The sequence below is a fragment of the Mariniblastus fucicola genome (assembly GCF_008087665.1).
Classification (GTDB): Bacteria; Planctomycetota; Planctomycetia; order Pirellulales; family Pirellulaceae; genus Mariniblastus; species Mariniblastus fucicola.
In genome coordinates, this window is record NZ_CP042912.1 from 5,289,284 (window position 1) to 5,301,674 (window position 12,391).

The 12,391-nt window shown below is 53.5% G+C and carries 12 protein-coding genes; 2 read left to right on the forward strand and 10 right to left on the reverse strand.

Features of this window, described 5'->3' with window-relative positions; all coding sequences use genetic code 11:
* Positions 1 to 91: 91 nt before the first annotated feature.
* A complete protein-coding gene (locus MFFC18_RS19825) occupies positions 92 to 964 on the forward strand; it encodes a serine/threonine protein kinase (protein ID WP_084416971.1) in 873 nt (290 codons plus the stop codon).
* A 40-nt stretch (positions 965 to 1,004) separates the two neighbouring features.
* Positions 1,005 to 1,979 (forward strand): acetyl-CoA carboxylase carboxyltransferase subunit alpha, encoded by a 975-nt coding sequence (locus MFFC18_RS19830; RefSeq protein ID WP_390176062.1) that lies wholly within the window; start codon positions 1,005 to 1,007, stop codon positions 1,977 to 1,979.
* An 83-nt stretch (positions 1,980 to 2,062) separates the two neighbouring features.
* Here MFFC18_RS19830 and MFFC18_RS19835 read toward each other — a convergent pair whose 3' ends face one another.
* The 10 genes from MFFC18_RS19835 to MFFC18_RS19880 all read right to left on the reverse strand — a co-directional run bounded on the left by MFFC18_RS19835 (position 2,063) and on the right by MFFC18_RS19880 (position 12,359).
* Positions 2,063 to 3,130 carry a vWA domain-containing protein gene (locus tag MFFC18_RS19835; protein WP_162273925.1) on the reverse strand — a complete coding sequence of 356 codons (1,068 nt, stop codon included), beginning with the start codon at positions 3,128 to 3,130 and terminating at the stop codon, positions 2,063 to 2,065.
* A 358-nt stretch (positions 3,131 to 3,488) separates the two neighbouring features.
* The gene (locus MFFC18_RS19840; protein WP_075083559.1) at positions 3,489 to 4,211 is read right to left on the reverse strand and encodes a bL17 family ribosomal protein; all 723 of its coding nucleotides are present in this window, start codon (positions 4,209 to 4,211) and stop codon (positions 3,489 to 3,491) included.
* A gap of 79 nt (positions 4,212 to 4,290) precedes the next feature.
* The gene (locus tag MFFC18_RS19845; protein WP_075083560.1) at positions 4,291 to 5,280 is read right to left on the reverse strand and encodes a DNA-directed RNA polymerase subunit alpha; all 990 of its coding nucleotides are present in this window, start codon (positions 5,278 to 5,280) and stop codon (positions 4,291 to 4,293) included.
* Between the two features lie 75 nt (positions 5,281 to 5,355).
* Positions 5,356 to 5,736 (reverse strand): 30S ribosomal protein S11, encoded by a 381-nt coding sequence (rpsK, locus tag MFFC18_RS19850; protein ID WP_075083561.1) that lies wholly within the window; start codon positions 5,734 to 5,736, stop codon positions 5,356 to 5,358.
* Positions 5,737 to 5,852: 116 nt separating this feature from the next.
* Positions 5,853 to 6,236: a 30S ribosomal protein S13 gene (rpsM, locus tag MFFC18_RS19855; RefSeq protein ID WP_075083562.1), complete on the reverse strand. Its 384-nt coding sequence runs from the start codon at positions 6,234 to 6,236 to the stop codon at positions 5,853 to 5,855.
* A gap of 159 nt (positions 6,237 to 6,395) precedes the next feature.
* Positions 6,396 to 6,509: a 50S ribosomal protein L36 gene (rpmJ, locus tag MFFC18_RS19860; protein WP_075083563.1), complete on the reverse strand. Its 114-nt coding sequence runs from the start codon at positions 6,507 to 6,509 to the stop codon at positions 6,396 to 6,398.
* Between the two features lie 202 nt (positions 6,510 to 6,711).
* Entirely contained in the window at positions 6,712 to 7,242 is a 531-nt protein-coding gene (locus tag MFFC18_RS19865; RefSeq protein ID WP_075083564.1) for a shikimate kinase, read from the reverse strand.
* Positions 7,243 to 7,315: 73 nt separating this feature from the next.
* On the reverse strand, positions 7,316 to 8,800 hold the full coding sequence (aroE, locus tag MFFC18_RS19870) for a shikimate dehydrogenase (RefSeq protein ID WP_075083565.1): 1,485 nt from the start codon (positions 8,798 to 8,800) through the stop codon (positions 7,316 to 7,318).
* 120 nt (positions 8,801 to 8,920) lie between these two features.
* A complete protein-coding gene (gene mutL / locus MFFC18_RS19875) occupies positions 8,921 to 10,876 on the reverse strand; it encodes a DNA mismatch repair endonuclease MutL (protein WP_075083566.1) in 1,956 nt (651 codons plus the stop codon).
* A gap of 4 nt (positions 10,877 to 10,880) precedes the next feature.
* Complete coding sequence (locus tag MFFC18_RS19880; protein ID WP_075083567.1) at positions 10,881 to 12,359, reverse strand: sigma-54-dependent transcriptional regulator; 1,479 nt, start codon at positions 12,357 to 12,359, stop codon at positions 10,881 to 10,883.
* Positions 12,360 to 12,391 lie beyond the last annotated feature (32 nt).

The following is a 12,391-nucleotide window of genomic DNA, read 5'->3' on the forward strand; positions in this document are numbered from 1 at the left end:
TGGGCGTTCCGGCAGTAAAATCGGACGCTTGATTTATTGGGCGATTCGTACGGGAATCTGGTCGCCGACTTGTATCTAACCGGAATTCACTGTGTCAATTGGGCGAGACTTTATTGGGCCGTTTCAACTGCTGAGGCTGATTCGCTCGGGTACCTCGACGCAAGTCTGGGAAGCGCTTCGTGCGGGAGAGAAAGAACGCATTGCTCTGAAAGTCCTTCTGCGAGATTACCGCAAGGACAAATACGAAATCGACCAGCTCAAACATGAAGCGATGGTCGGCAAGGACCTGAACCATCCGAACGTCATCAAGATTTTCGGCTACCACGAAGACCAGGGATTTCCGCTGTTGGCGATGCAGCTTTCGAGCGCGAAAAACCTGAAAATTGTTTTGCGTGAACAGCCGGAGTTGATTGCCGCAAACGTCGGTCCGGTGATCCGCGGTTGCGCCGACGGACTGAAGCATCTGCACAGCAAGGGCTGGGTCCATTGCGATGTTAAGCCGGACAACTTTTTGGCCGATGATGACGCCAACATTAAACTGATTGACTTTTCAATCGCGGTCAAAACGCAGAAGCGAAAGACCGGGCTGGGAAAACTGTTCTCACGTAAACCCAAACAGGCTTCGGGCACGCGTAGCTATATGGCGCCCGAGCAGATTCGCCGCGAGGCACTTGATTTCCGCTGCGACATGTACGGACTTGGTTGTGTCGTTTTCGAATTGCTCGCAGGGAGAACTCCTTTTTCCGGCACTTCACCAGACGATTTACTGAACCGGCATCTACATCAGACGCCTCCGTCGCTCGAAGCGGTCAGTGATTCTTCACGAGAGTTTGCGGCAATCGTTCGAAAGATGATGGCCAAGGATCCCGAAGACCGGTACCAAGACATGAGCCAGATGCTGTCTGATCTGGCACAGACTGAAATATACAAAGCTGGCAAACGCCCCGAAGGCTACCAGCGATAAACTTATTCCAACACTGCTTTTCAAAACCTGGAACATCTCCATGGATTACCTCGACTTTGAACAACCGATCGCCAAACTGGCAGATGAAATTGATCAGCTAAAGGCTGATGCTCAGAACCCGGATTGCCCGGAGCTTGCTGATCAGATCCAGTCAATTCGCAAACAAATGTCGGATCAGACGCGTGAACTCTATTCCAATTTGACACCATGGGAAACGGTTCAGGTTGCTCGGCACAAAAACCGTCCTCATACCACCGACTACCTGTCTCTTGTGTTTGACGAGTTCGTTGAATTACACGGTGACAAACTTTTCGGAGACGATCCTGCGATCCGAACCGGATTCGCGTCTCTGGGAGACCTGAAAGTCATGGTGGTTGGACACCAGAAAGGACGCACATTCAACGATCGCCAGAAAACGCACTTCGGTTGCGCCCACCCGGAAGGTTATCGCAAGGCGATGGCCAAAATGCGGATGGCTGAAAAGTACCGAATGCCTGTGATTTGCATGATCGATACGCCCGGAGCTTACCCTGGTATCGGCGCTGAGGAACGCGGTCAAGCTCAGGTCATCGCCGAGAACATGTACGAAATGTCACGGCTGAAAACTCCGATCATCTGCGTGGTGATTGGGGAAGGCGGCAGCGGAGGAGCGTTGGGGATCGGCGTTGGCGATCGCGTAGCCGTTCTGGAAAACGCCTACTATTCGGTGATCAGCCCGGAAGGATGCGCGGGGATCCTTTGGAAGGGAGCCGAGCATGCGGAAAAAGCGGCGACGGCACTGAAGTTTACTTCGAAGTACTTGCTGGAAATGGGGATCGTCGACGACGTGATTAATGAACCGCTTGGCGGCGCCCATCGCGACCACCACGCGATGGCGGCACGAATGCGACGGTACTTCCAAAAGAACCTTAAAGAACTGGTCGAAGTGGATACCGAGTCGTTGTTGGCAAATCGCTATGACAGGTTTCGAAAAATCGGCGTCTTCCTGGAACAGCCTTCCGAACAGACTGCCTGAGCAAGGCGCGCAAGAAAACCGCCAGCCCAAATTGGAACTGGCGGCTTTCGTCAAGAAAATTCGCGTGTCGGTTGCCGTCTCGCCTATTCGATGGTCAAAACCTGAATCGTGTTGGCAATCTCGTTGAAGGCATCCAGCAACTCCTGGTCGGTGTTGGCGTGGACATGAATGCCGCCCGTCGTGTTAGCAACGTTCTTCATCAAGGTTTCGTTCGCCCCGCTGCTGAAGGTGATCGTATGAACGATAATGCCCAGTCGCTTGGCTTCCTGTGCAACCGCAGTCGGGTTGATGCCACGGTTCTGATTTCCGTCTGTCATCAGGACAACGGACTTCAAACTGAACGGGCCGCGTGAACCGGCGTCGTTTTGAATCGAATCCAAGCCAACCTGAAGTGCTCGGCCGATTCCTGTGAAGCCGTTTGGAGTTTGAGTCGCGAAAGAGTCCCGAATCGAAACCAGGTTGTCCGTCATGTCGACCAGTTTGGTCGGCTGTGTATCGTAAACGGTAAGCGAAACACGCTCTTCGGGAATCGAACGGTCCATCTCGTTGAGGAACACATCCAGGCCGTTTTTGAGAGCAGCGAATCGCCCGTTGGAGCCCATTGAGCCTGATTTGTCGAGCACCAGTGCGATATCGCGGTCCAGACGAACGGCAGTGGACGAAGCAACAGGCGAGAACGTTCCGGTTCCCAACATGGGACCAAACATGAGAGCGACCGGACCGTCTGGAGAGTCTTGCGTACGTTCGCCGAATACGCGAACGGAGTTGATGGTCGTGCTGCTTTCCGTGAAGCTGAACTTTCCGTCGCTTCCCTGAGTCGAATTCCCAAAAACAATCTTGTTGGCGTCGAGGTTGAGTCCACTTCCCGCGACGATATTGCGTTTGGCAACGGCCAGCGCTGCATCGGTCGCTCCCTGAGTGTTCTGAACGCGACCGAGTGACTCAACAGCGGCACGTGCTGCAGCATCGGTGGCGGTACGAAGTTCGCTACGTGTCAGGTGCATCCGGGCGATGTCTACTGCGAACGAAACGGCGATGAACAGGATGACGATCACGACGGCAACCATCGGAAGCATGGCTCCGGTTCGGCTTGACTGGCCGCTTTGGCTGAATCGTGTTTTGAGTTTCTGATTGATGGTGGAAGGTTTCATGTTTCTCTCCGCGAGTTTTTTTCTTGACGACCGACCAAAATGCAAGTCGCCTGCCAAACTCACAGCAGCGTGAAATTTGCTACTCAAAACCCGCATTTTACCGGGTGAATTGCAAAACGAAGCAGAACCAAGCCTGTTTACTTTTTGCGTCATCGGGAACGCGAGATCAACATTGATGCAAAAACGCAACCCGGTCGCTTTTGGGTCGGCGCATGAAGCTTTTGCGTTGGCGCATAACGGTGGCGCGCATACATAATGTTGGCGCATAAAAAAGGCAGGGAAGAATCCCTGCCTGATGTGTCTCAAATCAATGTGGCGACCGATATCCGGATATACCACCCATTTCACGGCGAAGAGCTTACTCTTCTTTTGCTGCTTCTTCTGGAGCGTCTGTTGCTTCAGCAGAATCAGTTGTTTCAACTTCTGCCTCTTCCGTTTCTCCAGGCTCAGCAGCCGGCTCATCCTTAGCGACAGGTTCGTCATCCTGAACGACCGGTTTTGAAGCAGTCGTTTTCTTGCTAATACGATCGTTCTCGCCAACGAACTCGAGAATCGCCTGCTTGCCCGCGTCACCAAGGCGAACGCCAGCAATCTGGATGATTCGAGTGTAACCACCGGTGCGGTCCATGAATCGTGGAGCCACATCATCGAACAGAATCGAAACGGCTTCCTTGTCGCGAAGCATAGCGAATGCACGACGACGAAGATTGACGGCCTGAGCGACTTCCTTGTTCCATTCCTGGCCAGCGTCGGTCTTACGCCACGCTTTCCAGTCGTCCGAACCGCGATCTGCAGAAGACTCAAGATTGTCAGCGGCTTCCTGATGAGGAATCGCTTTCTTGGCCAACGTAATGCACTTTTCGATCATCGGGCGAACTTCTTTCGCCTTGTGAATCGTGGTCGTGATTCGGCCTTTGACGCGTGGCGGATTAACGGCAGTAACGCCATCCGACTGAGTCATGCCTTCGTAGAACATTTCGTCCCGCTCTGTCAAAAACAGTGCCGACGCAAGATTGCGAAGCAATGCACGACGATGACTTGAGTTGCGTCCGAGGGTACGGCCTTTTCTTCTGTGTCTCATTTCTCTACCAACAATTCGCCGCCAAGGGCACTATTAAGGAGTTGTGTTTTGAAAAAACGTGATTAGAACGCCTAAACCGTTACGTAATCACAGGAGCTTTGGGAACCTTCATGCCCAGGTGCAAACCCAAGCCTGTCAGAACCTGTCGTACTTCAACCAGTGTGGTTTCGCCAAAGTTGCGAATCTCCATCAGCTGGTCTTCGTTGTAAGCCACAAGATCACGAACCGTCCCTATATTCGCAAACTCAAGGCAGTTGTTAGCTCGAACCGAAAGTCGCATTTCAGCTACCGGCATGTTGAGCTTGGCTTCAAGAGCCGCATCAATGCCACCTTTGCTTTGCGGCTGAGCGTGTACTTGAGCTCCAAGCTCGGCGTACTGAACGAAAGGATTGAGGTGCTTACGAAGTACCTTCGAAGCTTCCACCATCGCCATCTCAGGATTGATTGAACCGTCCGTCCAAACTTCCAAAGTCAGCTTGTCATAGTTCGTTTTCTGTCCGACACGCGTTTCTTCAACGTCATAGCGAACGCGTGTGATCGGGCTGTAAATAGCGTCGATCGGAATGATGCCGATTTCGTGATCACGACCACTGTGTTCCGTCGAAGGAACATAGCCACGACCGTTTTCGACAACCATTTCCATCATGAACGGAACGTCTTCGGTCAAATCAACCAGGACGTGGTCGCTATTGATGACTTCGACTTCGCCGTTGGTCTGGATATCAGCACCGGTCACTGGACCAGCGGTATCCTTTTCGATCGTGATGACTTTCATCTGATCGGTGTGATTTTTGACGATCAACGACTTAACGTTCAGCACGATGTCCGTTACATCCTGTAGGACGCCTGGAATCGAAGAAAACTCGTGATTGGCACCACGAATCTTGAGTTGGGTCACAGCACTACCTTCGAGGCTCGAAAGCAGTACGCGACGCAGGCTATTGCCGATTGTTGTTCCGAAACCACGCTCAAAGGGTTCCGCAACGAACTTGCCATAGTTCGCGGTAAGCGTCTCACGATCGCAGTTAACAACGCTAGGAAGTTCAAGGCCACGCCATCGAATGTGCATGGAGTTTCTCCGTATGGATTGGGGGGTTTGTTTCGATCCGAAAGCAGTTGACGCACTCGTTGCGTCAGTGAAAAACTAGACTCGACGCTTCTTGCGAGGGCGACAGCCATTGTGCGGGATCGGTGTAACGTCCTCGATTGACTTGATGTTCAATCCCGCAGCCTGCAAAGCAGTAATCGCACTTTCGCGACCGCTTCCCGGACCTTTGACGCGAACATCAACTTCCTTCATGCCGAACTTGACGGCCTTTTCAGCAGCTTGCTGAGCAGCACTTTGGCCTGCAAACGGGGTACTTTTACGAGACCCCTTGAATCCACAGGTTCCGGCACTTGCCCAACACAGGGTCTCGCCCTTGGTGTCAGTGATCGTAACCGTTGTGTTGTTGAAAGTTGCCTGAATGTGGGCAACACCGAAAGTAACGTTACGCTTGGCGCGCTTCTTTTTGACTTTTGCCACTTCTAATAATCCCGAAAATCGGGCTCGCTGTTAATAGTGTGTAAAAATTGGTTTGGTGCCGTCGAACAGGAACGACCTGATCGTCGGGGGGATTGTCCAGCCAGTTTTCACCAGCGTTACTTGAGATCCTTAACGCCTTTTTTACCCGCAACAGTCTTCTTGGGACCTTTACGAGTTCGAGCGTTTGTCTTGGTTCGTTGACCGCGGACCGGAAGGCCAACACGGTGACGGATTCCACGGTACGACTTGATGTCGCGAAGACGACCGATGTTTTGAGCAACTTGTCGGCGAAGAGCACCTTCGACGATGTAGTCACGCTCGATGATCGTAGCGATGCTACTGAGCTCTTCATCAGAAAGGTCACGAGCCTTTTTATCTGCGTCGATGCCAGCTTTGTGGCAAAGATCTCGCGCAGACTGATGACCGATCCCGAAGAGATAGGTCAACGAGATGTGTGCTTTCTTGTCGTTCGGAATGTCAACACCAAGTAGACGCGGCATCTAAAGCTCCAGCCTGCACCGCAGGCATATCAAATGATTTGGTTAATAAATCGAATCAAAAGCGTCGGCAATGATTGGCTTGCAGCGAACGCGATTCGGACGACTGATGGATTTTGGAAGACGTGCTGTAAAAAAGCAGGTCTTTAATAATGAGCGAACCTAGCCCTGACGCTGCTTGTGGCGTGGGTTGGTGCAAATGACGTAAACCTTACCTCGACGGCGGACGACCTTACAGTTTTCGCAAATTCTCTTCACACTGGCGCGGACTTTCATCGCCGATTTTCTCGCAATTGGACGCAATTGGTAAAACGCACAAGTATATGAGCGTGGCGGGCGATATCACAAGGCCCATTTTTTGCCGATTCTGCCAAAATATTGCATTCTGGCACAGCGGTCTCTGTGTCGTTCCGTAGTGACAGCTTCCAGCGGTCGCATTTGAATTTGCGACGGTTGAAAGCAGTCCCTGCAGATGGCATCAGAGTCCAAGCAATAATGCTTCGAAATGGTCGAATATCTCGGCCGCAATCTCCGAAGGAGTCTTCGAGTCTGCGTCCACGACCAGGTCAGCACAAGTCTGATAAATCGGCGAGCGAACGGCCAGCATTTGCTCGATTTCATCAATTCCACCAGTTTGAGTCAAATTGGGGCGCTGAGTTGCCGAGTTTTCGTCAATCGTGATCCTGGCATGCGAAGTTTCAGCAGAAACCTGCAGCCAAACCGCTTTTCCGGACTCCGCGATCCGCTTTCGATTGCTTTCTGCCAGCACTGCTCCACCACCCAACGCGATCACGGTCTGGTCGAGCATGGCCAAGCCCTCGATGACGGTCGACTCCCACTTGCGAAAGCCTTTCTCTTGCTCGGATTCAAAGATCTGGCTGATGGTCTTGCCGGCCAGAATCTCGATCTCATCGTCAGAATCGACAACCGCCCAGCCGAGTAGCTCGGAGAGAATCCTGGCGACGGTCGATTTTCCGCTGCCGCGGTAGCCGATCAGGTAGAGGTTCATGGTTCATTGCACGATGGTCTGCACCGTGATCCTGATTAGACGGCGGCGACCACCGTTCAAGTTGGGCTTAATCTTAATACTTCGCCGCGCTGATCGCACGTTTGACTTCGTAGCGAATCAGTTTGAGGTCCGGATTCTCGCCCGTGAACAGTTTGAATTGTTTGGCGGCTTGACGAACGAACATGTCAACGCCAGTGATTGTGGTGCAACCTGCTTGCCGAGCCTGTTTTATGAACAGCGTTTGTTCTGGATTGTAGACGGTGTCGAACACCATCGCTTTTTTGTCAAACCATTCTGCGTCGAATGGAGTCACGTCCATCTCCGGATACATGCCGACAGGCGTGCAGTTGATCAACACGTCGCACTCAAAGTTCGCACGGCTTGGCCAGTCAACGGGCTCACAATCCAAAGCGGTTGCGAGCGCGTCGGCTTTCCGAAAATCCCTGGCACAGATCGTCACGTTGGCTTTGGCTCGCTTGAGCCCAAAGGCGATGGCTCTGGCAACGCCACCCGAACCGAGGATCAAAACCCGGGCTCCTTCGAGCGTCCCGCCTTCCTGCCGTTCTTCGATCGTCTTTGAGACGCTTTCAACTGCCGCAGAACAGTCCGTGTTGTATCCGTAGACGTTGGGGTTTTTGAAAACCAGAGTGTTTGCGGCACGGATGCCGGCAACGTTGTCATCGAGTGCATTGATCAGTTTAATCACGCTTTCCTTGTGCGGAATTGTGACGCTCAGCCCGCAAATATCCATCTCGGAACAGGCATTCACGAATTGCTCCAAGTACTCACGCGGCACCCGAAACGGCAAGTAGATATAGTCGAGCCCTTTGTCGCGAAGGCAAGTGTTGTGCACGATCGGGCTGAGGCTGTGAGCAACCGGATCGGCGATCACGCCAAGAATCTTCGTGTCTTTGCCTATCGAATCGTATTTGTAATAGTCACGCATCTGCTCAAAGCTAAGCATTCCCGGTGCCAATTTTCGGTCACTGCTAAACGTGGCGTACGTAAACGGGGCTCCAAACTTTCCACACAGCAATCGGGATGTGACGCCCATCTCGCCCATGCAAAACGCGATCGTTGGAATCTGCGAATCTCGACACAGCCGCAGCGCGGTGATGTTGTCCATCGGGTTGTTGGCCATCGTGGCAATCTTGATGATGTCCGGATCGAGCTCCGTCATCTGATGATGGATCTCTTCAAGATTCGATGGCGTTTCATCAAAGTTGTGATAACTGATAATCCGCTGTGTGTCCTTGTATCGCGGAATCTGCTCTGCGATATCCATCTCAATATCGACGTAGTCGGCACCGTCCGCGATTGCAGTCCTCAGCACCATCACGCGATCGGATTCACTCTTCATCCACTTGCCACCGTCGGCCGGGCGCCGGCATGTCGCCACGACAGGACAGGGGCGATCTTTCAATAGCCGCTTCAGATCCACGGGCCTGCGGATGTAGTCCAGCCGAAGCTCGACCAGTTCGGCACCTTGCTCAGAAAGATGCTTGTGTTCCGCCATCATCATTTTATGGCGGCCGCGACCAACACTGACGCAAATCATTCGAAATCCGGGAGGAAGAAAGTTAGCTCTGACAGATAAACGGCGCGGGATGTCTCAAGTGAGCACATTGTCGTGCGCCGAAATCACTCGTGATCCATTTTGGACCGAAATCGGCCATTTTCAAATCCGTTTGAACTTTTTGTCGAGTTCTTCGCGAGAAAACGTCAAAGCCGTAGGTCGTCCGTGCGGACAATGATGAGAATCCTGACACAGATCACCGTGCTCAAGTAACGCCGTGATCTCTTCGGGCGACAGTTTGTCTCCGGCTTTCACCGCGGCTTTGCAGGAGATCATGTGCAACAATTCGTCCAGCACATCGCGCCGATCAAGGTTTTTGGCTTCCCCCATCAGCTTGTCGATGACGCCCTTGAGCATCTCAGCCGGATTGTGATTCGCCAACATGGCCGGGTAGGACGACACCAAAACCGTGTCGCCACCAAACGGTTCGACAGTGACTCCGATCTGCGTCAGCAACTCTGCCTGCTCGAGCACGGCGGCGGCTTCGGCGGGAGGAAGGCTTACGGGTTCAGGAACCAACAGGCGTTGCGATTCCAGTTTCCCGGCGAGTACTTTCTCGCGCAGTTGCTCGTAGATTACGCGTTCGTGAAGTGCGTGTTGGTCGATGATGACCATGCCTTCAGCCGTTTCGGATATCAAGTACGTGTTGTAGACCTGAAGCGCGGTACGGGTCTGAGTCGGCGAAGGAACGTGCGGCGACACGCCAGTCGGATGAGCAAACGGTTCGTTGTCCGGCGCCTGCTGGCCGCCTGAAACCGGCGCGGCGGAAGGCATTGAATGCGTGGAAACACTGCCGCCGGATGCGGGCAACGGCGGGAAGGGCTGAAACGATCCCGAAGCCCCTGGCATTCCCGCACTGGCAGAATGACTGCTTTGTCGAGGAGCCGATGTCCAATCGGTACTGCTGGCGGGTTTGGCGAACGCAATCTGATCCTGAACCGAAGAAGCAACCGCAGGAGCCGACGAATGCTGGGCGACTGCCTCGGCTGCAACGTGGCCTCCATCAGGACGATGCCCCTCATCGTGGCGGCGACCACCATCGCGGCGCGAAAGGTGACCTTTGGCCGTCAAGTCGGTTGAGAGAAATTGCTCGCGAATCGTCGCCAACAATTGCTTGTAAATCTGACCGCCGTTTTGGAATCGAACTTCCAGTTTGGCTGGATGCACATTCACGTCGACCATGTTCGGTGGCATGTCCAATCGCAGAAAGCACAGTGGATATCGCCCCACCATCAGCAAACCACGATAAGCCTCGGTCAACGCGTGCTGCAAAGCGTGATCACGGATGTAGCGTCGATTGAGAAACAGATACTGCATCCGTTTGTTGGATCGACTGATCGACGGATCGACGACGAATCCATTGAGCGATATTTCTCGCTCTGTGCTGGAGACGGGAATCAGATTGTCAGCGATCTCGGGACCGTAAAACGCACTAATCCGCTCCCGCCAGGATTCGGTCGCAGCCAACTGATGCACAACGCTCTGGTTGTTCATCAGCGTCATCTGGACTTGCGGATTCGCCAACGCCACACGAGCAAACGCCTCCGCAATGTGACTCTTCTCGGTCTGTGGTGTCTTCAAAAATTTCTGACGGACAGGCGTGTTGTAAAACAGCTGCCGAACTTCAATCGTCGTTCCAACCGGACAACCGCAAGGCTCAATCGGTTCCGCTTGACCACCGTTGATCAACAGCTCGTAGCCGCAATCGCTGTCCGCCGTTCGTGATCGAATCATGGCCTGGGAAATCGTGGTGATCGAAGCCAGAGCCTCACCGCGAAAACCGAACGTGCCGACACGGAACAGATCATCCGCGTCGGTGATCTTGCTGGTCGCATGACTGGTGACCGCCAGCGGCATATCCTCTTTGGCGATCCCACCACCGTTGTCGGTGATGCGAATCATTTCGATACCGCCTTGCTCGATCGTGACTTCGATCTGAGTCGCACCGGCGTCGATCGAGTTCTCCAGCAACTCTTTGACGACGCTGGCCGGACGTTCGATGACTTCGCCAGCCGCGATTTTATTGATGACGCTCTCAGAGAGCTTTCGAATCGCCATTGGTCTACCGCAGTCCGTAGTCGTTAAGTTTTCGATACAGGTTTCGTTCGCTGATGCCGAGAATTCGTGCCGTTTCTTCGCGATTGTGGTTGGCCAACGTCAACGTGTGCTCAATGGCCCAACGCTCAATTTCCTTCAACGATTTGCCGACCAGAGACGAACTTGCAAGGTCGTCGCCCGGATCGGACTCAAGCAGTTCCGCAGTCGACGGATTCGCGTTCTCACCAGACTTTTTGCTCAACGCCGCAGCCGTTTTCTCGTCCAGCAAGTCCGGCGAAAGATCATCCATGTCCAGATAGTCGTCGAGGTCCATCACGACCAGACTCTCGACGACATTTTTCAGCTGACGCACGTTACCTTTCCAGGGTTCGTCCAGCAACCAGCGACGCAGGTCCTGCGAAAAACCTTTCACGTTGCGGCCATTTTTCTTGTTGGCCTGTTTGCGAAAAAAGTCCGCCAGCGGCAGGATGTCTTCGCGGCGTTTGGACAGCGGATCAAGATGCACCGTCACGACCTTCAGGCGAAAATACAGGTCGCTGCGAAAGCGGCCTTCATCGATTTCCTTTTCCAGATCCTTGTTCGTCGCAGCGAGCACGCGGACGTTGACCGGTATCGATTTGTTGTCTCCGACGCGTGTGATCTCCCGCTCTTCGAGGACACGAAGCAGCTTGATCTGAGTCGCCATCGGCATATCACCGACTTCGTCGAGAAACAGCGTGCCGCCGTTAGCGTATTCGAATTTGCCCTCGCGGTCGGAGATGGCATCCGTGAAGGCACCTTTGACGTGCCCAAACAGTTCGCTCTCGACCAGATGCTCGGCCACTGCTGCCGTGTTGATCGCCACGTAGGGTTTCTTTTTCCGCGGACTGTTTTGATGAATGGCCTGAGCAATCACGTCTTTGCCGCTGCCCGTTTCGCCCGTGATCAGAACCCCGGCGTCAGTCGGAGCAATTCGCTGCAACCGTTGCACGACGCCTTTCATGGAATCACTGGCATAGATCAAGTTCTCAAAGCCAAACCGTTCGTCGAGCCTCTGATGCAGTTGCTGGTTTTGCCTTTTCAGCCGAATGGACTCGGTGGCTTTGGAGACGATGGCCTGCAGGCGTTTCGGCGTGATCGGTTTTTCCAGAAAGTTAAACGCGCCTTCTTTCATGGCTTCGACCGCCAGCGGAACCGAAGCATGGCCGGTAACCATGACGACTTCGCATTCTGGCTGAGTCTCTTTGGCTTGCCGCAAAATCGCCATGCCATCGACGTCGTTCATCATCAGATCGGTAACAACGATGTCGTAAATATTTTCCGCCAGCAGTTTGGCTCCGTCAGGGCCAGCGGTGGCGGTCGTACAGTCCAGGCCGATTCGCTCAAGGCTTTCGGTCATCGCCCGAGCGTGATCTTTGTCGTTGTCGACCAGCAGAACCTGAATCGAACTGCCCACCGAGCTGGAATCCGTCGCATCGTTTTCTGTTTTTGCTTCTTTTGCCATGCGTCCATGATAACGATCGAAATCAGGGCAGG

Bases quoted from the DNA above. Each gene is read 5' to 3' on its own strand.
- MFFC18_RS19830 (WP_390176062.1), top strand. From the start codon at position 1,005: ATGGATTACCTCGACTTTGAACAACCGATCGCCAAACTGGCAGATGAA.
- MFFC18_RS19835 (WP_162273925.1), bottom strand. From the start codon at position 3,130: ATGAAACCTTCCACCATCAATCAGAAACTCAAAACACGATTCAGCCAA.
- MFFC18_RS19840 (WP_075083559.1), bottom strand. From the start codon at position 4,211: ATGAGACACAGAAGAAAAGGCCGTACCCTCGGACGCAACTCAAGTCAT.
- MFFC18_RS19845 (WP_075083560.1), bottom strand. From the start codon at position 5,280: ATGCACATTCGATGGCGTGGCCTTGAACTTCCTAGCGTTGTTAACTGC.
- rpsM (WP_075083562.1), bottom strand. From the start codon at position 6,236: ATGCCGCGTCTACTTGGTGTTGACATTCCGAACGACAAGAAAGCACAC.
- rpmJ (WP_075083563.1), bottom strand. From the start codon at position 6,509: ATGAAAGTCCGCGCCAGTGTGAAGAGAATTTGCGAAAACTGTAAGGTC.
- MFFC18_RS19865 (WP_075083564.1), bottom strand. From the start codon at position 7,242: ATGAACCTCTACCTGATCGGCTACCGCGGCAGCGGAAAATCGACCGTC.
- aroE (WP_075083565.1), bottom strand. From the start codon at position 8,800: ATGATTTGCGTCAGTGTTGGTCGCGGCCGCCATAAAATGATGATGGCG.
- mutL (WP_075083566.1), bottom strand. From the start codon at position 10,876: ATGGCGATTCGAAAGCTCTCTGAGAGCGTCATCAATAAAATCGCGGCT.
- MFFC18_RS19880 (WP_075083567.1), bottom strand. From the start codon at position 12,359: ATGGCAAAAGAAGCAAAAACAGAAAACGATGCGACGGATTCCAGCTCG.